Source organism: Streptomyces kanasensis, from assembly GCF_043077165.1.
Classification (GTDB): Bacteria; Actinomycetota; Actinomycetes; order Streptomycetales; family Streptomycetaceae; genus Streptomyces; species Streptomyces changanensis.
In genome coordinates this window covers 32,859-50,782 of sequence record NZ_JBIBSF010000010.1, presented here as the reverse complement: position 1 = coordinate 50,782, position 17,924 = coordinate 32,859, and the positions used below count along the sequence as shown (strand labels likewise).

General features: G+C 74.5%; 19 protein-coding genes and 7 tRNA genes. 16 read left to right on the top strand and 10 right to left on the bottom strand.

Annotated features, from left to right (window positions below):
- Positions 1-106: 106 nt before the first annotated feature.
- Both cobA and ACF053_RS23765 read left to right on the top strand, forming a co-directional pair.
- Entirely contained in the window at positions 107-1,339 is a 1,233-nt protein-coding gene (cobA, locus tag ACF053_RS23770; RefSeq protein ID WP_391955798.1) for a uroporphyrinogen-III C-methyltransferase, read from the top strand.
- 141 nt (positions 1,340-1,480) lie between these two features.
- On the top strand, positions 1,481-2,299 hold the full coding sequence (locus ACF053_RS23765; RefSeq protein ID WP_391955797.1) for a TrmH family RNA methyltransferase: 819 nt from the start codon (positions 1,481-1,483) through the stop codon (positions 2,297-2,299).
- A 141-nt stretch (positions 2,300-2,440) separates the two neighbouring features.
- On the opposite strand, the gene ACF053_RS23760 is transcribed toward ACF053_RS23765, so the two are convergent.
- Positions 2,441-3,691, bottom strand: a complete 1,251-nt coding sequence (locus ACF053_RS23760) for a serine/threonine-protein kinase (protein WP_391955796.1) — start codon at positions 3,689-3,691, stop codon at positions 2,441-2,443.
- A gap of 603 nt (positions 3,692-4,294) precedes the next feature.
- On the opposite strand from ACF053_RS23760, the gene ACF053_RS23755 reads away from it, so the two are divergent.
- Complete coding sequence (locus tag ACF053_RS23755) at positions 4,295-4,504, top strand: hypothetical protein (RefSeq protein ID WP_391955795.1); 210 nt, start codon at positions 4,295-4,297, stop codon at positions 4,502-4,504.
- 280 nt (positions 4,505-4,784) lie between these two features.
- Here the strand turns inward: ACF053_RS23755 and ACF053_RS23750 are convergent.
- From ACF053_RS23750 to ACF053_RS23730, 5 genes are all read right to left on the bottom strand, one after another.
- A tRNA-Val gene (locus ACF053_RS23750) sits at positions 4,785-4,856 on the bottom strand.
- Positions 4,857-4,904: 48 nt separating this feature from the next.
- Positions 4,905-4,976: transfer RNA gene (locus ACF053_RS23745), tRNA-Val, on the bottom strand.
- 27 nt (positions 4,977-5,003) lie between these two features.
- A tRNA-Val gene (locus ACF053_RS23740) sits at positions 5,004-5,075 on the bottom strand.
- Between the two features lies 1 nt (position 5,076).
- Positions 5,077-5,150: transfer RNA gene (locus tag ACF053_RS23735), tRNA-Cys, on the bottom strand.
- Positions 5,151-5,187: 37 nt separating this feature from the next.
- Positions 5,188-5,260: transfer RNA gene (locus ACF053_RS23730), tRNA-Gly, on the bottom strand.
- Between the two features lie 202 nt (positions 5,261-5,462).
- On the opposite strand from ACF053_RS23730, the gene ACF053_RS23725 reads away from it, so the two are divergent.
- Genes ACF053_RS23725 through ACF053_RS23715 form a run of 3 tightly spaced genes read left to right on the top strand, consistent with a single transcriptional unit; the run spans position 5,463 to position 8,155 of the window.
- Positions 5,463-6,521, top strand: coding sequence for a chorismate-binding protein (locus ACF053_RS23725; RefSeq protein ID WP_391955794.1), 1,059 nt, complete (start codon positions 5,463-5,465; stop codon positions 6,519-6,521).
- 1 nt (position 6,522) lies between these two features.
- Positions 6,523-7,335, top strand: a complete 813-nt coding sequence (locus ACF053_RS23720; protein ID WP_391955793.1) for an aminotransferase class IV — start codon at positions 6,523-6,525, stop codon at positions 7,333-7,335.
- Between the two features lie 43 nt (positions 7,336-7,378).
- Positions 7,379-8,155: a GNAT family N-acetyltransferase gene (locus tag ACF053_RS23715; RefSeq protein WP_391955792.1), complete on the top strand. Its 777-nt coding sequence runs from the start codon at positions 7,379-7,381 to the stop codon at positions 8,153-8,155.
- 16 nt (positions 8,156-8,171) lie between these two features.
- Here ACF053_RS23715 and ACF053_RS23710 read toward each other — a convergent pair whose 3' ends face one another.
- Entirely contained in the window at positions 8,172-8,690 is a 519-nt protein-coding gene (locus ACF053_RS23710; protein ID WP_391955791.1) for a DsbA family protein, read from the bottom strand.
- 167 nt (positions 8,691-8,857) lie between these two features.
- Between ACF053_RS23710 and ACF053_RS23705 the strand changes: the two genes are divergently transcribed.
- Together ACF053_RS23705 and ACF053_RS23700 are read left to right on the top strand one after the other, a co-directional pair.
- Positions 8,858-9,283: a hypothetical protein gene (locus ACF053_RS23705; RefSeq protein ID WP_391955790.1), complete on the top strand. Its 426-nt coding sequence runs from the start codon at positions 8,858-8,860 to the stop codon at positions 9,281-9,283.
- Between the two features lie 228 nt (positions 9,284-9,511).
- Entirely contained in the window at positions 9,512-9,664 is a 153-nt protein-coding gene (locus ACF053_RS23700; RefSeq protein ID WP_198549370.1) for a hypothetical protein, read from the top strand.
- 34 nt (positions 9,665-9,698) lie between these two features.
- Here ACF053_RS23700 and ACF053_RS23695 read toward each other — a convergent pair whose 3' ends face one another.
- Together ACF053_RS23695 and ACF053_RS23690 are read right to left on the bottom strand one after the other, a co-directional pair.
- Positions 9,699-10,256 carry a CGNR zinc finger domain-containing protein gene (locus tag ACF053_RS23695; protein ID WP_391955789.1) on the bottom strand — a complete coding sequence of 186 codons (558 nt, stop codon included), beginning with the start codon at positions 10,254-10,256 and terminating at the stop codon, positions 9,699-9,701.
- A 371-nt stretch (positions 10,257-10,627) separates the two neighbouring features.
- The gene (locus ACF053_RS23690; protein ID WP_003959770.1) at positions 10,628-11,041 is read right to left on the bottom strand and encodes an SsgA family sporulation/cell division regulator; all 414 of its coding nucleotides are present in this window, start codon (positions 11,039-11,041) and stop codon (positions 10,628-10,630) included.
- Between the two features lie 199 nt (positions 11,042-11,240).
- Between ACF053_RS23690 and ACF053_RS23685 the strand changes: the two genes are divergently transcribed.
- From ACF053_RS23685 to ACF053_RS23670, 4 genes are all read left to right on the top strand, one after another.
- A complete protein-coding gene (locus ACF053_RS23685; protein WP_391955788.1) occupies positions 11,241-11,741 on the top strand; it encodes a TIGR02611 family protein in 501 nt (166 codons plus the stop codon).
- Between the two features lie 64 nt (positions 11,742-11,805).
- Positions 11,806-11,880: transfer RNA gene (locus tag ACF053_RS23680), tRNA-Val, on the top strand.
- 79 nt (positions 11,881-11,959) lie between these two features.
- On the top strand, positions 11,960-12,409 hold the full coding sequence (locus ACF053_RS23675) for an SRPBCC family protein (protein ID WP_391955787.1): 450 nt from the start codon (positions 11,960-11,962) through the stop codon (positions 12,407-12,409).
- A 39-nt stretch (positions 12,410-12,448) separates the two neighbouring features.
- Positions 12,449-12,520, top strand: a tRNA-Val gene (locus ACF053_RS23670).
- A gap of 70 nt (positions 12,521-12,590) precedes the next feature.
- Here the strand turns inward: ACF053_RS23670 and ACF053_RS23665 are convergent.
- A complete protein-coding gene (locus ACF053_RS23665; RefSeq protein ID WP_391955786.1) occupies positions 12,591-13,319 on the bottom strand; it encodes an exonuclease domain-containing protein in 729 nt (242 codons plus the stop codon).
- A 152-nt stretch (positions 13,320-13,471) separates the two neighbouring features.
- Here ACF053_RS23665 and ACF053_RS23660 point away from each other — a divergent pair, with 152 nt between their 5' ends.
- From ACF053_RS23660 to ACF053_RS23645, 4 genes are all read left to right on the top strand, one after another.
- The gene (locus ACF053_RS23660) at positions 13,472-14,032 is read left to right on the top strand and encodes a DUF4365 domain-containing protein (RefSeq protein WP_391955785.1); all 561 of its coding nucleotides are present in this window, start codon (positions 13,472-13,474) and stop codon (positions 14,030-14,032) included.
- Positions 14,032-15,204 carry a hypothetical protein gene (locus ACF053_RS23655; protein ID WP_391955784.1) on the top strand — a complete coding sequence of 391 codons (1,173 nt, stop codon included), beginning with the start codon at positions 14,032-14,034 and terminating at the stop codon, positions 15,202-15,204. The genes ACF053_RS23660 and ACF053_RS23655 overlap by 1 nt, the downstream gene beginning before the upstream one ends.
- 105 nt (positions 15,205-15,309) lie before the next feature.
- On the top strand, positions 15,310-17,289 hold the full coding sequence (thrS, locus tag ACF053_RS23650) for a threonine--tRNA ligase (protein WP_058942951.1): 1,980 nt from the start codon (positions 15,310-15,312) through the stop codon (positions 17,287-17,289).
- A gap of 69 nt (positions 17,290-17,358) precedes the next feature.
- Positions 17,359-17,919: an HIT family protein gene (locus ACF053_RS23645; RefSeq protein WP_391955783.1), complete on the top strand. Its 561-nt coding sequence runs from the start codon at positions 17,359-17,361 to the stop codon at positions 17,917-17,919.
- Positions 17,920-17,924 lie beyond the last annotated feature (5 nt).

The following is a 17,924-nucleotide window of genomic DNA, read 5'->3' as shown; positions in this document are numbered from 1 at the left end:
CCGCGACCCGTATCGTGGTCGCCAGCGCACGCCCCCCGCCCCACCAGCCACTTCACCGTCGCAGTGGCCCCGCAGCCGCACCATCCGCCGAGGAGACCACACCGCCATGGTCGAGCACGCCGAGCAGCCCGCCTACCCCGTCGGACTCCGCCTCTCCGGGCGCCGGGTCGTCGTCATCGGCGGTGGCCAGGTCGCCCAGCGCCGTCTTCCGGCCCTCGTCGCCGCGGGCGCCGACGTCACGCTCGTCTCGCCCTCCGCCACCGCCTCCGTCGAGGCCATGGCCGAGGCGGGGGAGATCCGCTGGGAGCGCCGCCGGTACGAGGACGGTGACATCGCCGACGCCTGGTACGCGCTCGTCGCGACGAGCGACGCCGAGGCGAACGCCCGTGCCTCCGCCGAGGCGGAGCGGACGAAGACCTGGTGCGTTCGGGCCGACGACGCCGAGGCGGCGACCGCCTGGACCCCCGCGACGGGCCGGGTCGAGGGCGTCACCGTGGCGGTCCTCACCGGCAACGACCCGCGGCGCTCCGCCGCCGTGCGCGACGCCGTCGTGGAGGGGCTGCGGGACGGCAGCCTCGCCGCCCCGCAGCACCGCTCCCGGACGCCGTTCGTCGCGCTGGTCGGCGGGGGACCGGGTGACCCCGACCTGATCACGCTGCGCGGCCGTCGGCTCCTCGCGGAGGCCGACGTCGTGATCGCCGACCGGCTGGGCCCGCGCGACCTGCTCGACGAACTCCCCCCGCACGTCGAGGTGATCGACGCGGCGAAGATCCCGTACGGCCGGTTCATGGCCCAGGAGGCGATCAACAACGCCCTGATCGAGCACGCGCGGCGGGGCAGGTCGGTGGTCCGCCTCAAGGGCGGTGACCCGTTCGTCTTCGGCCGGGGCATGGAGGAGGCGCAGGCGCTGGCCGAGGTGGGCATCCCCTGCACGGTCGTCCCCGGCATCTCCAGCTCGATCTCCGTCCCCGGCGCAGCCGGCATCCCCGTCACGCACCGGGGCGTCGCCCACGAGTTCACCGTGGTCAGCGGGCACGTCGCACCCGACGACCCGCGCTCGCTCGTCGACTGGGCCGCCCTGGCGAAGCTGCGGGGCACTCTCGTCGTCCTCATGGGCGTCGACAAGATCGGCCGCATCGCCGAGGCGCTCGTCGCCCACGGCAAGGACCCGGCCACCCCGCTCGCCCTGGTCCAGGAGGGCACGACGGCCGCGCAGCGCCGCGTGGACGCCACGCTCGCGACCGTCGCCGAGACGGTACGGGCCGAGGACGTCCGCCCGCCCGCCGTGATCGTCATCGGCGACGTGGTCCATGAGGGGCCGGAGAAGCCGGGGCGGTAACGCCCCGAGCCCCGGACGCCGGCCCACCGGGCCGGCGCCCCGGTCCCCAGCCCAGCCCGGCCCCCAGACCCAGCCCCAGACCACCTCCGGGTGGCGCCGCACGGCGGCACCCGGGCACCCCCCCACCGACGAGGCAGCACCGTGGCAGAGATCATCACCCTCGACGACCCCGACGATCCGCGCCTGCACGACTACACGGGCCTCACCGACGTCGAGCTGCGCCGCCGCCGCGAACCGGCGGAGGGACTGTTCATCGCCGAGGGCGAGAAGGTCATCCGCCGCGCCCGGCAGGCCGGCTACGCGATGCGGTCGATGCTCCTGTCCGCGAAGTGGGTCGACGTCATGCGCGACGTCATCGACGAGGACCCCGCCCCGGTCTACGTCGTCCACCCCGACCTCGCCGAGCGGGTGACCGGCTACCACGTCCACCGGGGCGCGCTGGCGTCCATGCGGCGCGAACCGCTGCCGGAGGCGTCGCAGGTGCTGGCGACCGCCCGCCGCGTGGTGGTCATGGAGTCGGTCAACGACCACACCAACATCGGCGCCATCTTCCGCAGCGCCGCCGCCCTCGGCATGGACGCCGTCCTGCTCTCCCCGGACTGCGCCGACCCGCTGTACCGGCGCTCGGTGAAGGTCTCGATGGGTGCGGTCTTCTCCGTCCCGTACGCCCGGCTCGACGCCTGGCCGCGGGGCCTGGACGCGGTGCGCGACGCCGGGTTCCGGCTGCTGGCGCTGACGCCCGGCGAGGACGCCACCCCGATCGACGAGGCGGCCCCGCACCGGCTGGACCGGGTGGCGCTCATGCTGGGAGCCGAGGGCGAGGGCCTGACGGAGCGGGCGATGCGGGCCGCCGACGAGCGGGTCCGCATCCCGATGGCGCACGGCGTCGACTCGCTCAACGTCGGCGCGGCCGCGGCGGTGGCGTTCTACGCCGTGACGGCGGGCCGCCCCCAGCCCTGACCCGGCCACCCCCGGCGCCGGCCCGGCCACTGCCCTCCTGACCCGGCCACCCCCGGCGCCGGCCCGGCCGCTCCAGCCCTACCCCGGACTCCGCGGCCCTGACCCCACGCGGCCGTCCGCGGCCCCGACCCACGGCCGCGTTCAGCCCTGGAGGGCCTGCGCCCCGGCGATCCCCAGCAGCACGACCAGCGTCACGACGACGAAGACGAACAGGCGCTGCCGCAGCAGCCGCGGATTCGCCGGTCTGCGCAGCCCGGAGGACGCCCCCGTCCCCGTCCCGGTCCCCGGGCCGGTCCTGCGGGGGCCCGTGCGCGGGCCGGTGCGCGACCCCGGGTGCGACGCGTTGCGCCGGGGCCGCGACGAGCCGCCGGTCCGCGATCCCTGCCCGCCCGGGTTGCGCGGCGCGGGGGTGCGCTGCGCCGGCCGCTCCGGGTACCGCTCCGTGGGCCTCGGCTGCGCGCGACCGCCCCGGGGCCCCGTGGAACGCTCGGCGCGGGCCAGGCGCTCCGCCCGCTCGGGCCGGGGCAGCGCGGGCCGCCCGTCCGGAGGCTGGGGCGCCATGCCGAGCCCCTGCGCCTCCCGCGCGGCGATCTCCTTCAGCCTCAGGGACAGCTGCAGGGTGCTGGGCCGCTCCTCGGGCTCCTTGGCGAGGCACGCCCGCACCAGCGGTGCCAGGGCGTCCGGAACGCCCTGCAGGTGGGGTTCCTCGTGCACCACGCGGTACAGCAGCACCTCGGAGCTGCCGTGCCCGAACGGCGAGTCGCCCATCGCCGCGTACGCCAGGGTGGCGCCGAGGGCGAAGACGTCGGTCGCGGGGGTGACGGTGGCGCCGCGCACCTGCTCCGGCGCGAGGAAGCCGGGCGAGCCCACCGCCGTGCCGACGTGGGTGAGGGTGGAGGCGCCGGTCGCCCAGGCGATGCCGAAGTCGATGATCCGCGGACCCTTGGGGGAGAGCAGGATGTTCGACGGCTTCAGGTCCCGGTGCACCACACCGGCCTCGTGGACCGCGACGAGCCCCTCGGACAGGGCGGCCCCGATCGCGGCGACGTCGGCCGCCGACAGCGGCCCCTCCTCGGCGATCTTGTCGTGCAGGGAGGGGCCCGGTACGTACTGCGTGGCGAACCACGGGCGGTCCGCCTCCAGATCGGCCGCGACCAGCCGGGCCGTGCACCCGCCGCGGATCCGCCGCGCGGCGGACACCTCGCGCGCGAAGCGCGAGCGGAACTCCTGGTCCTCCGCGAGGTCCGGCCGGATCACCTTCAGCGCCACCCGCTGCCCGCGCCGGTCGGAGCCGAGGTACACGACCCCCATGCCGCCCGCGCCGAGCCGCCGGTGCAACCGGAACGAGCCGACGACACGCGGGTCCTCGCGCCGGAGCCGCATCATCGCCATGTCCGTCCCCTACCTGCCGTGGGGAGCTCCCCACCCCGCCGTCGCGGTCTTCTGACGCGCCCAGCTTACGTACCCGGACCCGGGTGCGCTCATAGGCCGCGCCCTCACGCCCCGATCGATTCTCCGTCCCGCACGCGCCGCCTGAGGCCGGCTCAGGGGCCCTCGGTGGGCGGTCCGCTGGGTCCCACGAATGATCAAGATGCTTGACGGGCAAGGGGGTTGGCCCTCGGTCCGGGTGCTCCGTCCGCCACCCGGTCGGGGGGCCTCCGCGCGGGCCCGTGGGGGAGGCGTGAGGACCCGCACGCGCACCCCGGGGGGACGTGAGCGATGTCACCCGCGCGCCGGGCGGCGCCCCCCTGCGCCCTGCGCGCCGTCCGCTCCTCGACGGCCTTCCCTCCGGGAGGACCCCGGGGCGCGGGGCCGCCGTCTCCACCCAGGGGAGTACGCGCCCCGGGGGGCCTCCTCCTGGAGGAGGCCCGGCAAGGGGTACGACGGCATGACGCCCGGGCTGTCCCGTTTCCCTAGGGTTGTTGTCGAGCGGCGGGTGCAGCACTCGTCCCCCGAGGTCCGACACCCGCCGCCGCAGACAGACGGGAGAGGGCCATGGCGGACACGGCACCGCGGACGGTGGTCCGCACGCTGGGGCGGAAGGCGTCGTACGTCTCGTCCGACGGTCGGCCGCCGGGCCGTCGCCACCCCCTGGTGGCGACGGCGATGGTCCTCCCCCTCGCCACCCTGCTGGTCGTCGTCTTCGGCGGCTGGGAAGCGGTGGTGACACAGGCGTCGTCCGTGGGCGTGATGCTGGGGCGCTGAGCGGCGCTCCGGGCCCGGGAGAGCGGCCCGGGCCGGGGACATCCGGCCATACAGCCCCGTGGGGACGGGGGTGCGGCGGACGGCAGTGGCGGTGGGTCGGCTGGGGAGCCGGCCCACCGCCACTTCTTCACGTCCGCACGTCCGGCTGCTCGCCCTGCCCCCGCCCGGCTCGCCCCGCCCGCCGCGCAGGTCACACCCGCCACGCAGGTCCGGGGCCCACTCGAGGTCGGCGTACGACGGAACCCCCGTCCGCGCGGGGCGGACGGGGGTTCCGGAGGTGTGGACGATACTGGGATTGAACCAGTGACCTCTTCCGTGTCAGGGAAGCGCTCTCCCGCTGAGCTAATCGTCCTCGGGACCACGAGACCGTGACAGATCGTACGGAACCGCGGGCACTGCGTGCGCGATACTGGGATTGAACCAGTGACCTCTTCCGTGTCAGGGAAGCGCTCTCCCGCTGAGCTAATCGCGCGGGAACCGCTGCTACCAGCGGTTTCAGTGGACGATACTGGGATTGAACCAGTGACCTCTTCCGTGTCAGGGAAGCGCTCTCCCGCTGAGCTAATCGTCCTTGGAGGTGGAGACGGGATTTGAACCCGTGTAGACGGCTTTGCAGGCCGTTGCCTCGCCTCTCGGCCACTCCACCCGGAGTGTGCGGGGTCTCGGGAAGATCCCCCACGTCGAGCGGACGACGAGATTCGAACTCGCGACCCTCACCTTGGCAAGGTGATGCTCTACCAACTGAGCCACGTCCGCCTGTCTTTTCCGGCCCGCTTCCGCGTCCCGGCGACGTGTTGAACTCTAGCGGATTCCCGGGCCAGTACAAAAACGCGTTTCCGCAGCGTGCTGCCCCGCCGTCCGGCGCGACCCGGTTCCGCGCCACCACCGGCCCCCGCGCCGACCTGTGCCGACGGCTCCCGAACGGCCCCGGGGCACCCCCCGCCCTACACTCGCATCCGTGCACGACCTCGCTCCCCTCGCCCGCTTCGGCGGCCTCGTCGCAACCGACCTGCGGGACGTCACCAGCGACCCGGAGGCCCTCGACTCCTCCGGCTTCTGGGCCGTCGCCGCCGACTTCGAAGGCCGCCTCACCTGCGCGCGCTTCGGTGACGTCCGGCCCGAGCCGGTGCCCGCCCCCGTACCCGGCCGATGGCGCGGCCCCGCGGCGGGCGACTGGACCTCGTCGCTCGACCGGGCGGCGTACACCGCGGGCGTCCGCCGCATCCGCGAGCACATCGCGGCCGGCGAGGTCTACCAGGCGAACCTCTGCCGGGTGCTCTCCGCGCCCCTCCCGCCCGGCACGGCGGACGCCGCCGACGTGGACGCCCTCACCGCACTGCTCGCCCGCGGCAACCCGGCCCCCTATGCGGGAACGATTCGCCTGCCCGCGCACGGGGTGGAGATAGCCACCGCGTCGCCCGAGCTGTACCTGCGGCGCGACGGCCGCACGGTCGAGTCCGGCCCGATCAAGGGCACCGGCAGGACCGCGGACGACCTGCTGGAGAAGGACCACGCCGAGAACGTGATGATCGTGGACCTGGTCCGCAACGACCTCGGCCGGGTCTGCGCCACCGGGACCGTCACCGTCCCCCGGCTCTGCGCCGTCGAGCCCCACCCCGGCCTCGTCCACCTGGTGTCCACCGTCCGCGGCGAGCTGGCCACGGGTGAGGGATGGGCCGGGCTCCTGGGCGCGACCTTCCCGCCGGGTTCGGTCACCGGCGCCCCGAAGTCCAGCGCCCTGCGGATCATCCGGGCACTGGAGACCGCCCCCCGGGGGCCGTACTGCGGCGGCGTCGGCTGGGTCGACGCCGACCGCCGCACCGGGGAGCTGGCCGTCGGCATCCGCACCTTCTGGCTCGACCGGCGCGAGCGCGGGGGCGTCCTGCGCTTCGGGACCGGGGCGGGCATCACCTGGGGCTCCGACCCCGAGCGGGAGTGGCAGGAGACCGAGCTCAAGGCGGCGAGGCTGCTCGCGGTAGCGTCGGGCGTCCACGAGGCGAGCGGAAGGATCATCTGACATGAAGGTGTGGGTCAACGGCGGACTGCGGGACGCGGACACGGCGACGATCTCCGTCCTCGACCACGGCCTGACCGTGGGGGACGGGGTCTTCGAGACGCTCAAGGCGGTCCAGGGCCGGCCCTTCGCCCTCGAACCCCACCTCGACCGGCTCGTGCGCTCCGCGCGCGGCCTCGGTCTGCCCGACCCCGACCTGGACGAGGTCCGCCGCGCCTGCGCCGCCGTCCTGGAGGCGAACCCGATGCCGCTCGGCCGGCTGCGCGTCACCTACACCGGCGGCCTCTCCCCGCTCGGCTCCGACCGGGGCGACGACGGTCCCAGCCTGGTCGTCGCCGTCGGCGAGGCCACCCCGCGCCCGGATAGCACGGCCGTCGTCACCGTCCCGTGGACCCGCAACGAGCGCGGCGCGCTCACCGGCCTGAAGACCACGTCGTACGCGGAGAACGTCGTCGCCCTCGCCCGCGCCCACCGGGCCGGCGCGTCGGAGGCGCTCTTCGCCAACACCGTCGGGCGGCTCTGCGAGGGCACCGGTTCCAACGTCTTCGTCGTCGTCGACGGCCGGATCCACACCCCGCCCCTCGCCTCGGGCTGCCTCGCCGGGATCACCCGCCGGCTCGTCGCCGAGTGGACCGGCGCCGTCGAGACGGACCTGCCGATGGACGTGCTGCGGAGCGCGGAGGAGATCTTCCTGACGTCCACGCTGCGGGACGTCCAGGCCGTCCACCGTGTCGACGACCGCGAGCTGGCGCCCGCGCCCGGCCCCGTCACCGCCAAGGCCATGCGCGTCTTCACCGAGCGGTCGGCGCTCCTGTGACGGGGTGATGGCCCGGCCCCCCGGGGTGGGTAGGAGAAGGGTGATGACCACCACCCTGCGGCCGGTCGGGCCGCTCCAGCAGGCCGGCGACGGCACCCGCTCGCGCGCCTACGAGGTGTGCGTGAACAGCCGCCCCGTGGGCGGCGTGCGGATCGCCACGGTACGCACCGCCGACGGGGCCGTCGGCACCATCAGCGACCTGCGCGTCGCCGAGGCGGACCGCGGCCGCGGCCGCGGGACGGTGGCCGCCCTCGCGGCCGAGGAGGTGCTGCGGGGCTGGGACTGCGAGCGGATCCGCGTCTCGGTGCCGGCCGACGCCGCGCCCGCCCGGCGTCTGGCCGCCGCCCTCGGGTACACCGAGAGCGGCCACCTCCTGCTCAAGGAGCTGGACCCGGCCGCCCCCCGCCCGCCGGCCCCCGCGGGGCTCGAGGTCCGGCCGATGACGGCCGCCGAGTTCACCCCCTGGCGGAGCGCCGTCCCCGGCCGCCGGGAACTGCTCCCCGACGACCCGGCCACCGGGGGCGCCCGGGTCGACCTCGCCCTGCGGGACGGCGTCCCGGTGGGCCACCTGTGGACCGGGTGGCGCGACCTGCCGGCGGGGGAGCGGGTGCCGTACGTCTGGGAGCTGGAGGTCACCGCCACCGAGCGCGGCAAGGGGTACGGCCGGGCCCTCATGCGCTGCGCCGAGGCCGCCGTGCGCGACGCGGGGGGCCACCGCCTCGCCCTGCGCGTGGACCCCGCGAACGCCCCGGCCCGCGCCCTGTACGACTCCCTCGGCTACCGCCCGCTCGCCGTCGACTACGAGAAGCGCCTGTACTGAGCCCGGTCCGGCGCGCTCAGCCCGCGAGGAGGCGGTCGGCGATCTCCTCCACGCGCGCCCGCAGCCCCTCCTGGCTCTTCCCGCCGTCCAGCCGCTCCCCGCCGATCAGGTACGTGGGCGTCCCGGTGACGCCCAGCGCCTTGCCCTCGGCCTGGTCGGCGTCGACGGCCAGCAGGTGCCGGCCGTCGATCAGCGCGGTGTCGAACTCCTCGGCGTCCAGGCCCAGTTCGCGTGCGACCTCCAGCAGGAACGCCTCGCCCTCGGTGTCCAGCCGTTCCACCCGGGCGAGGACCGCCTCCGCGTACGGCCACCCCCGTCCCTGCGTCAGGGCCTCCTCGGCCGCCTGCGCCGCGGCGTAGGCGTGCCGGTGCTTCTCCAGCGGGAAGTGGCGCAGCCGCACCTCCAGCCGGTCGCCGTAGCGGGCCCGCAGCGCCCGCAGGTCGTCCAGGGCGGTCCGGCAGTCCGCGCACTGCAGCTCGCACCAGACGTCCAGGACGACGGGCCGCACGGTGGGATCGGTGGTCGAGTCGCTCATGGCCCCAGTCTCCCAGCCGCGCGGTCCGCGCCCCAACCGGGACCCGGGACGGAGAGGGACCCGGAGATTCCCCGGAGATGACGCGCCACGCCCACCCGGACCGTGGCCGCCGCGCACCACGCCGATGCAGGATGGAAGGGACGTGACCCCCAGCTCTGGAGGACCGGATGCTCGCCGAGACCATATGCACCGCGGTGGCCGCGGCCGGACTGGGCGTCGCGGCCGTCACGGCGTACCGCAGGCGCTTGCGCGCCGCCGTGCGCGTCACCGCCTACGCGCTCGTACCGCTGGGCCTGGTACTGACCGGCACCGTCCGGTGGCTGGCCGGTACGGCGTTCAGCCCGGCGGCCTGGGTCGGCTTCGGCCTGCTCGGCGCGTCGTGGCTGATGTTCGCCGGGACCCGGATCGCCGAGCACCGCGCGGGTGGCGGCCGCGGGCGGCGCGGTGCGGCGGCCGCCGACGGGCCCGGGGCCGTGGCGCGGGGTGCGGCCCGCCCGCCGCTGGACGCCGGGGCCCGGCCGGGGAAGGCGACCGCGGCCCCCGGCGACGACTTCGACGAGATCGAGGCCATCCTCCGGAAGCACGGCATCTGACGCGGCCCGCCCCGCGCGGGAGCGCTCCTGAGGCGCGGCCGGCTGCGGTACCGGGGCCGGGCCCGGGAGGGGTGCGGAGGCGCGGCCGGGGCGGTCCGGGGTGGCGCGGAGGGTGGCGGTGGGAGGCGCCGGCATGGCGCTCCACGGCAGAATGAGGGGAACTGCCCTGCTTTGGGGGGCCTGTTGGGTCCGGAGCGGCCCGTCGGCTGCGCCATGATCTGCCCCGAGATGCTCGATACCTCGCGGGAGCAGACCCCCGCCACCTCCGAAGAACCGCGCGGCTGCCTGTTCGCGCTCTCCCAGCCACCGCTCATGATCTTCCTGGCGGTGATCGGCGTCCTGCTGTTGATGGCGTCCGTGCACGACCTGTTCCTGCTGTGAGCCCGGCCCGGTGCGGGGCCGGCCCGCCGACCGGTCAGCCGGCCGCCTCCCTGCGTCGGGCGCGGTAGGCCGCCACGTGCAGACGGTTGCCGCAGGTGCGGCTGTCGCAGTAGCGGCGGGACCGGTTGCGGGAGAGGTCGACGAAGGCACGGCCGCAGTCCGGCGCCTCGCACCGCCGCAGCCGCTCCCGCTCGCCCGCCACCAGGATGAAGGCGAGGGCCATGCCGCAGTCGGCGGCGAGGTGGTCGGCGACCGAGGCGCCGGGGGCGAAGTAGTGCACGTGCCAGTCGTAACCGTCGTGGTCGGTCAGCTGCGGCGTGGTGCCGGCGGCCGCCACCAGCTGGTTGATCAGCCCGGCCGCGGTCCGCGCCTCGGGCGCCGCGAACACCTCGGCGAACCGGCCCCGCACGGCGCGCACCGCCCGCAGGTCCTGTGCGTCCAGCTCGCCCACGCCGCTGATCTTGTGGGCCTCCACGAACGCGTACAACGACGGCACGTCCCCGAGCGCCTCGCCGCGGCCACCCTCCGGCGCCGTGTTCACGAGGTCGACGACGGTGTCGAGGGCGATCCGGGTGTCGTGGGGGATCAGCACGCTTCCGCTCCCTGGCCTGCCGCGGGCGGGCGCCCGACGGGTTCCGCTGACTCTAGCGGCTCGTCCGCGGCGTCCCCGGCGCGCGCCCGCGTCCCCCGGACGGCGGAGGGACCATGCCGGGGCGGTGGGGCCGGGGAGCGTCCGCGCCGGTGCGTGCCGGGGGAGCGCGGGTCGCGCGAGGCGTGCGTGCGCGTGCGCGTGCGGACGGGCGGGGACGGCCGGCACCGCGACGGTGCGCGGTGACGGCCACCCCTGCCCGTCCGCAGCTCACCCGTTCCACGGCCGGCTGCCGTGCGGTGGCCGTGGAGGGGTGTGCCGGCGCCGTCGCCCCGAGTCGGACGGCGCCGGATGGCTCTGGGTCGCTCAGTCGTTCAGCTCTCCGCCAGGATGTGCGAGAGCTCCGTGTCGAGGTCGAAGTGGCGGTGTTCGGTACCGGGCGGAACCGCGGCGTCGGTCCGCTTCAGGAACGACTCCAGGGCCCGCGCCGGCGCCTCGAGCAGCGCTTCGCCCTCCGGGGAGCTCAGCGCGATGCAGACGACGCCCTGACCGTGGCTGCGGGAGGGCCAGACTCTGACGTCGCCGGTGCCGGTGGGCCGGTGCAGCCCTTCGGCGAGGAGATCGCGGGCGAAGACCCACTCGACCGTCTCCTCGGCGCCGGTGTGGAAGGTGGCGTGCACGGCATACGGATCGGCCGTGTCATACCGCAGGCCCGCGGGGACGGGCAGTGAGGACTCACTCGACACAACGAGGCGCAGGTGCAGCTCGCAGCTGACCGTGGTGTTCATAAGCGCCATGGCCTTTCGCTCAGTGTGCGCTCGGGGATTCGCACGTCGGCGAAATCGACATCCCACCTACCGTGCCGTTGTAAACCCCTCTGCCCGTTTTGAGTGGCCTTGGGTACCTCGTTCGGCGGTGTGTAACCGGCGGTTATAGGTCCATTTCGGTAAGCCGCGCGAACCCGGAACGTCAGGTAGGTTGGGCCTTATGCGCGCGGAGAGTGACGAGCGGGAGAGGGTCGCCGGGCCTGCGGCGGCCGGTGGGCCCGCGGCGGGGGACATCCACGGCCGGGAGCACGCCGGCGGGACGGACGGCACCGGGACGACCGCCACGGAGCGGCCGCTCGGCTCGCGCGCGCCCGCCTTCGTCAAGGCGAGGCGCACCCTGCACCTCAGCTGGCAGGTGGGGGTCTTCCTGATCGGCCTCGCCGTGGTCCTGGCGGGCGTGCTCATGCTCGTCCTGCCCGGCCCCGGCTGGTTCGTGATCTTCGCGGGCATGGCGATCTGGGCGACGGAGTTCGTCTGGGCGCAGCTCGTGCTCCGCTGGACCAAGCGCAAGGTCACCGAGGCCGCGCAGCGCGCGCTCGACCCCAAGGTCCGGCGCCGCAACATGGCGCTCACCGCCGCCGGGCTCGTCATCGCCGGCGCCCTCGTCGGGATCTACCTGTGGAAGTTCGGCATCGTCATGCCGTGGAAGATCGCCCAGTGACCCGTCGGGCCCCCGAAGCTGGTCGGCGCACCCCCTGACATGCGGTAATGTTTGCCGTGCGCCCGGGCGATTAGCTCAGCGGGAGAGCGCTTCGTTCACACCGAAGAGGTCACTGGTTCGATCCCAGTATCGCCCACCACCCGGACCGAAGGCCCCGAGGATCCACCGATCCCGGGGCCTTCGGCATACCCGCGCGCGGACGCGGAACACGGTCTGCCATGGACTGGCACCGCTACCGCTTCCGCAGCCTCTGGACCCTCCCCGCCCCCGCCGCCACGGTCTACGCCGTCCTGGAGCGTCCCGAGGAGTACCCCCGCTGGTGGCCCCAGGTCCGTGCCGCGCACCGGCTCGACGGCCGCTCCGGCACCGCCCGCATCCGCTCCGTGCTCCCCTACGCGCTCGCCGTCACGCTCACCGAGCGCCGCCGCGACCCCGCCGCGGGCGTCCTGGAGGTGACCCTCACCGGCGACGTCGAGGGCTGGGCCCGCTGGACCGTCACCCCGCACGAGACGGTCGGCAGCCGGGCCCTGTACGAGCAGGAGGTCCGCGTCCGCAAGCCGCTGCTGCGCCGCCTCGCCGTACCCGCCCGCCCGCTCCTGCGCGCCAACCACGCCCTGATGATGCGGGCCGGGCGCCGCGGCCTCGCCGCCCGCCTGCGAGCGGTTTGAACGAAAGCCCGCGGGACCTGTATGGTTCAGTGCGTTCCCGGGCGATTAGCTCAGCGGGAGAGCGCTTCGTTCACACCGAAGAGGTCACTGGTTCGATCCCAGTATCGCCCACCGAGGAAGGCCGGTCCGTTCAGCGGACCGGCCTTCTCGCGTTCCCGGCCGCCCCCGCGCCGGCCACCGCTCACGCGGCCGCCACCGACTGTCCCGGGCGCACCGGCCACGCCGGGTCCACCTCCTCCTCCGAGCCGTTGCGCGCGAACCACGCCTGCAACCCCCGGGCCTGCGCCGCGTGCCACACGGCCTGCCGGGAGTGCAGCTCCGCCACCGTCAGCTCCTCCAGCCGCGTGGCGAACCGGCGCCCCACCGCGCGCACCACCCCCAGCGCCGCCGCCGCGTCCGCCGCGGCGTCGTGCGCACCGTCCAGCGCCACCTCGTAGTGCGCGCACAGGTCGGTCAACGTCCGCCGGCCCTTGCGGTACCGGTCCAGGTGCTTGTCCAGCACCCGCGGGTCCAGCACGCGCAGCGGCGCGTCGTTCAGGTAGCGCCCCAGCGACGACGCCCGGTGCCGGCGCAACTCCCGGTCCAGCAGCGTCAGGTCGAACGGCGCGTTCATCACCACCAGCGGCCGGCCCGCGGCCGCCTGCTCGGACAGCGCCCGGGCTATCTCCTCCATCACCGGCGCGGGCCACCGCCCCAGCCGCTGGAGGTGATCGTCCGTCAGGCCGTGCACCTCCGTCGCCTCCCGGGGAACCGGCACGCCCGGGTTCACCAACCACCGCGTCGTCCGCACCCGGCCGCCCTCGGCGTCCTGCACCACGACCGCCGCCGAGACGATCCGGTCCCGCTCCACGTCGACGCCCGTGGTCTCCGTGTCGAAAGCGGCCAGGGGTCCTTCAAACCAGTGCGCCATACCCCGAACTCCTCGTACATCAGCGGCAGATGGTCAGATCCCCTGCCCGAATCGGTGATACCCGGACCGTTTGCCCCGTACGCCGCCCGGTGACAACACACATGAGCAGCAGCTCTCCTGAAGCACAGCCAGCCCGGAAGGCACGAGGAGCCATGGCGCTCGCCGCGCAGCCCGACCCCGGCACCCAGCCCGTACCGCCCCTCCGCGGCGACCTCGCGACCACCGCCTGCATGGAGACCCTCCAAGTCGGCTACCTGCACGCGGTCGTGGCCGCCGCCGGCTGCACCCTGTCCCAGCCGTTCCCCGACAACGGCATCGACTGGCACGTCAGCCACAGCGCCCCCGGCCACGCCGTCGACGACGAGGTGACCATCAAGGTGCAGCTGAAGGCCACCTACCAGATCCCCCCGCGACCACCGGGCCCCGCCTTCTCCTTCACCCTCGACAACGACCACCTGCTGAAGCTCGCCCGCAGCCCCGTGGCCGTCCACAAGATCCTCGTCGTGATGCTCGTCCCCCGGGCCCGTGACGACTGGATCGGCGCCGGGCACGACCGGCTCGACCTGCGCCACTGTTGCTACTGGACCAACCTCGCCGGCCACCCCGTCACCGGCAGGCGCCGCACCACCGTCCGCGTACCGACCGCGCGGATCTTCGACGACCGGGCCCTCTGCGGGATCATGACCCGGGTAGGGGCGGGAGGCAGACCCTGATGCACCGACCGACCGACGGACCGGCCCACCCCGAACCGCACCGAGTCGACCCCCGCGTCCTCGGCGCCCTCCTCGACCGCCACGGCTGGCACCGCCGGGGCGGCGCCGCCGGCCGCTACACCCGCTGGACCCCACCCGGCCCCGGCACCACCCCCACCAGCCTCCTCATCCCCGACGGCCGCGCCTTCCCCGACTGCGACGACCTCCTCGCCGAAGCGCTCGCCGCGCTCGCCCGCAGCACCGCGCCCTCCGCCCGCGACGTCCTCACCGCCCTCGCCGTCCCCAGCGACGAGGTGCGCTGGTGGTGCGGGACCGGCCAGGACACCGGCCCGCCCGCCCCGCTCGGCGCCCCCGCCGAGGCGGCCCCCTGGACCGCCCAGGACCGGTTGCGCGCCGCCGCCCGCCAGGTCCTCGTCGCCGCCGCGCTCGCCGTGCACGGCCACGCCCGCCACCACGGCGCCCGCCACCGCGACCGCGCCCGCGCGCTCGTCGACGGCGTCCTCGTCGGTACGCCGCCCCCCGCCGGGTGCGGGCTCACCGCCTTCGTCCCCGTCGCCCCGGCCCGCCCCGTCACCGAGCGCCTCCACCACGCGCTGCACGCGGCCCGCGAGGCCGTCGACTACCAGCGGGCCACCGGCCGCCCGGACGCCTTCGACACCGCCGTCGCCGCCGGCGTCAGCCGCGAACTCACCGAAGCGCTCGTCGCACTCGTCCACGGCACCGAGGGCGCCGCCGTCACGCTCGCCTGGGCGCCCGCCGCGGGTGCCCCCGCCGGCTGCGCCACCCGCCCCGAACCCGTCGAGTTCACCCCCGGCGACCTGCCCGCCCTCCGCCAGGCCGGCGACCGCTACCTGCGCGACGAACCCTCCGTACCCGCCCGCGTCACCGGCGCGGTCGTCCGCCTGTGCCGCTCCGGCCCCCGCGGCGCCGGCACGGTCCGGCTGCGCGTCCTGTCCGGCGCCGACGTCCCGCGCCTGCGGGTCACCCTCGACGAGGACGCCTACCGGACGGCCGTCCACGCCCACCTGGCCGGCCTCCCGCTGCGCCTCTCCGGCGACCTGGACAGCCGTGCCGGCTTCCGCCGGCTGACCGGCGCGCACGACGTGGAGCCCGTGCCCGTGGACGACGCCGAGCGCGACCGGCTGCTGAAGGCGCTCGACGGGGAGAGCTGACCCGGGCAAACCGTTTCGCGACGGGGGACGCCGGCTCGGTACCATGCGGTACTACATGCGCGCGCCCCCCTCCCGGGGCGCTCCCCCTTCAGTCAGGAGAGACCGGTGTCAGACGTCCGTGTGATCATCCAACGCGATTCCGAGCGGGAAGAGCGCGTGGTGACGACGGGCACTACGGCCGCCGACCTCTTCGCCGGCGAGCGCACCGTCATCGCGGCCCGCGTGGACGGCGAGCTGAAGGACCTCGCATACGCGCCGCGCGACGGCGAGACCGTCGAGGGCGTCGAGATCTCCTCCGAGGACGGCCTGAACATCCTGCGCCACTCCACCGCGCACGTCATGGCGCAGGCCGTGCAGGAGCTGTTCCCCGAGGCCAAGCTGGGCATCGGCCCGCCCATCCGGGACGGCTTCTACTACGACTTCGACGTCAAGGAGCCCTTCACCCCCGAGGACCTCAAGCGCATCGAGAAGAAGATGCAGGAGATCCAGAAGCGGGGCCAGCGCTTCTCCCGCCGCGTCACCACCGACGAGGACGCCCGCGTCGAGCTGGCCGACGAGCCGTACAAGCTGGAGCTCATCGGCCTCAAGGGCAACGCCGCGCAGGCCGCCGACGGCGCCGACGCCGAGGTGGGCGCGGGCGAGCTGACCATCTACGACAACCTCGACGCCAAGACCGGCGAGCTGTGCTGGAAGGACCTCTGCCGCGGCCCGCACCTGCCGACCACGCGGAACGTCCCGGCGTTCAAGCTGATGCGCTCCGCCGCCGCCTACTGGCGCGGCAGCGAGAAGAACCCGCAGCTCCAGCGCATCTACGGCACCGCGTGGCCGTCCAAGGACGAGCTCAAGGCGCACCTGGAGTTCCTCGCCGAGGCCGAGAAGCGCGACCACCGCAAGCTCGGCGCGGAGCTGGACCTGTTCTCCTTCCCCGAGGAGCTGGGCCCGGGCCTCGCGGTCTTCCACCCCAAGGGCGGCGTGATCCGCAAGGTGATGGAGGACTACTCCCGCAAGCGGCACGAGGACTCCGGCTACGAGTTCGTCAACACGCCGCACATCTCGAAGGAGAAGCTCTTCGAGACGTCGGGCCACCTCCCGCACTACGCGGAGGGCATGTTCCCCGCGATCGAGTTCGACGAGCAGAACTACCGCCTCAAGGCGATGAACTGCCCGATGCACAACCTGATCTTCAAGTCGCGCGGGCGCTCGTACCGCGAACTGCCCCTGCGGCTGTTCGAGTTCGGCACGGTCTACCGCTACGAGAAGTCGGGCGTCGTCCACGGCCTGACCCGCTCGCGCGGCTTCACCCAGGACGACTCGCACATCTACTGCACCAAGGAGCAGATGGCCGAGGAGCTCGACAAGCTCCTCACCTTCGTCCTGGACCTGCTGCGCGACTACGGGCTGAACGAGTTCGAGCTGGAGCTGTCCACCCGCGACGACTCCGACAAGTTCATCGGCTCGGACGAGGACTGGGCCGAGGCCACCGAGGCGCTGCGCCAGGCCGCCGAGAAGCAGGGCCTGCCGCTGGTGCCCGACCCGGGCGGCGCCGCCTACTACGGGCCGAAGATCTCCGTCCAGGCGCGGGACGCGATCGGCCGGTCCTGGCAGATGTCGACCCTCCAGGTGGACTTCAACCAGCCGAAGCGCTTCGGCCTGGAGTACACCGCGGCGGACGGCTCCAAGCAGCAGCCGGTCATGTTGCACCGGGCCCTGTTCGGCAGCATCGAGCGGTTCTTCGGCGTGCTCCTGGAGCACTACGCCGGCGCGTTCCCCGCGTGGCTCGCCCCGGTGCAGGCGGTCGGGATCCCGGTCGGCGACGCGCACGTGCCGTACCTCCGCGACTTCGCGGAGGAGGCGAGGAAGCGCGGGCTGCGGGTCGAGGTGGACGCCTCGTCGGACCGCATGCAGAAGAAGATCAGGAACGCGCAGAAGTCCAAGGTCCCGTTCATGGTCATCGTCGGTGACGACGACATGAACGCCGGCACGGTCTCCTTCCGCTACCGCGACGGTTCGCAGGAGAACGGCATCGCCCGTGACGAGGCCATCGCCAAGCTCGTCGACGTGGTGGAGCGCCGCGTCCAGGTGTGACCCCGCACCGAGGGGCGGTCCCGGCACCGGGGCCGCCCCTCGGCGCTTCCGCCGTCACGTCCAGCGAATATGCTGGCCCGCATGACGACTGAGCCGGAGCAGCAGATCGGAGTCGGGACGCCTGACGCGTTCCAGCGCCTGTGGACGCCCCACCGGATGGCGTACATCCAGGGGGAGAACAAGCCGACCGGCCCCGGCGCCGACGACGGCTGTCCGTTCTGCACGATCCCGGCCAAGTCCGACGAGGACGGCCTGATCGTCGCCCGGGGCGCGTCGGTGTACGCCGTCCTCAACCTGTACCCGTACAACGGCGGGCACCTCATGGTCGTGCCGTTCCGGCACGTCGCCGACTACACGGAGCTGGACGACGCCGAGACCGCCGAGCTGGCGCTGCTGACCAAGCAGGCGATGACGGCGCTGCGCACGGCCTCCGGCGCGCACGGGTTCAACATCGGCATGAACCAGGGCAGCGCGGCGGGCGCCGGGATCGCCGCCCACCTGCACCAGCACATCGTGCCCCGGTGGGGCGGCGACACCAACTTCATGCCCGCCATCGCCGGCACCAAGGTGCTGCCGCAGCTGCTCGGCGACACCCGCCGGATGCTCGCCGACGCGTGGCCGGGGGCCTGAGCCGG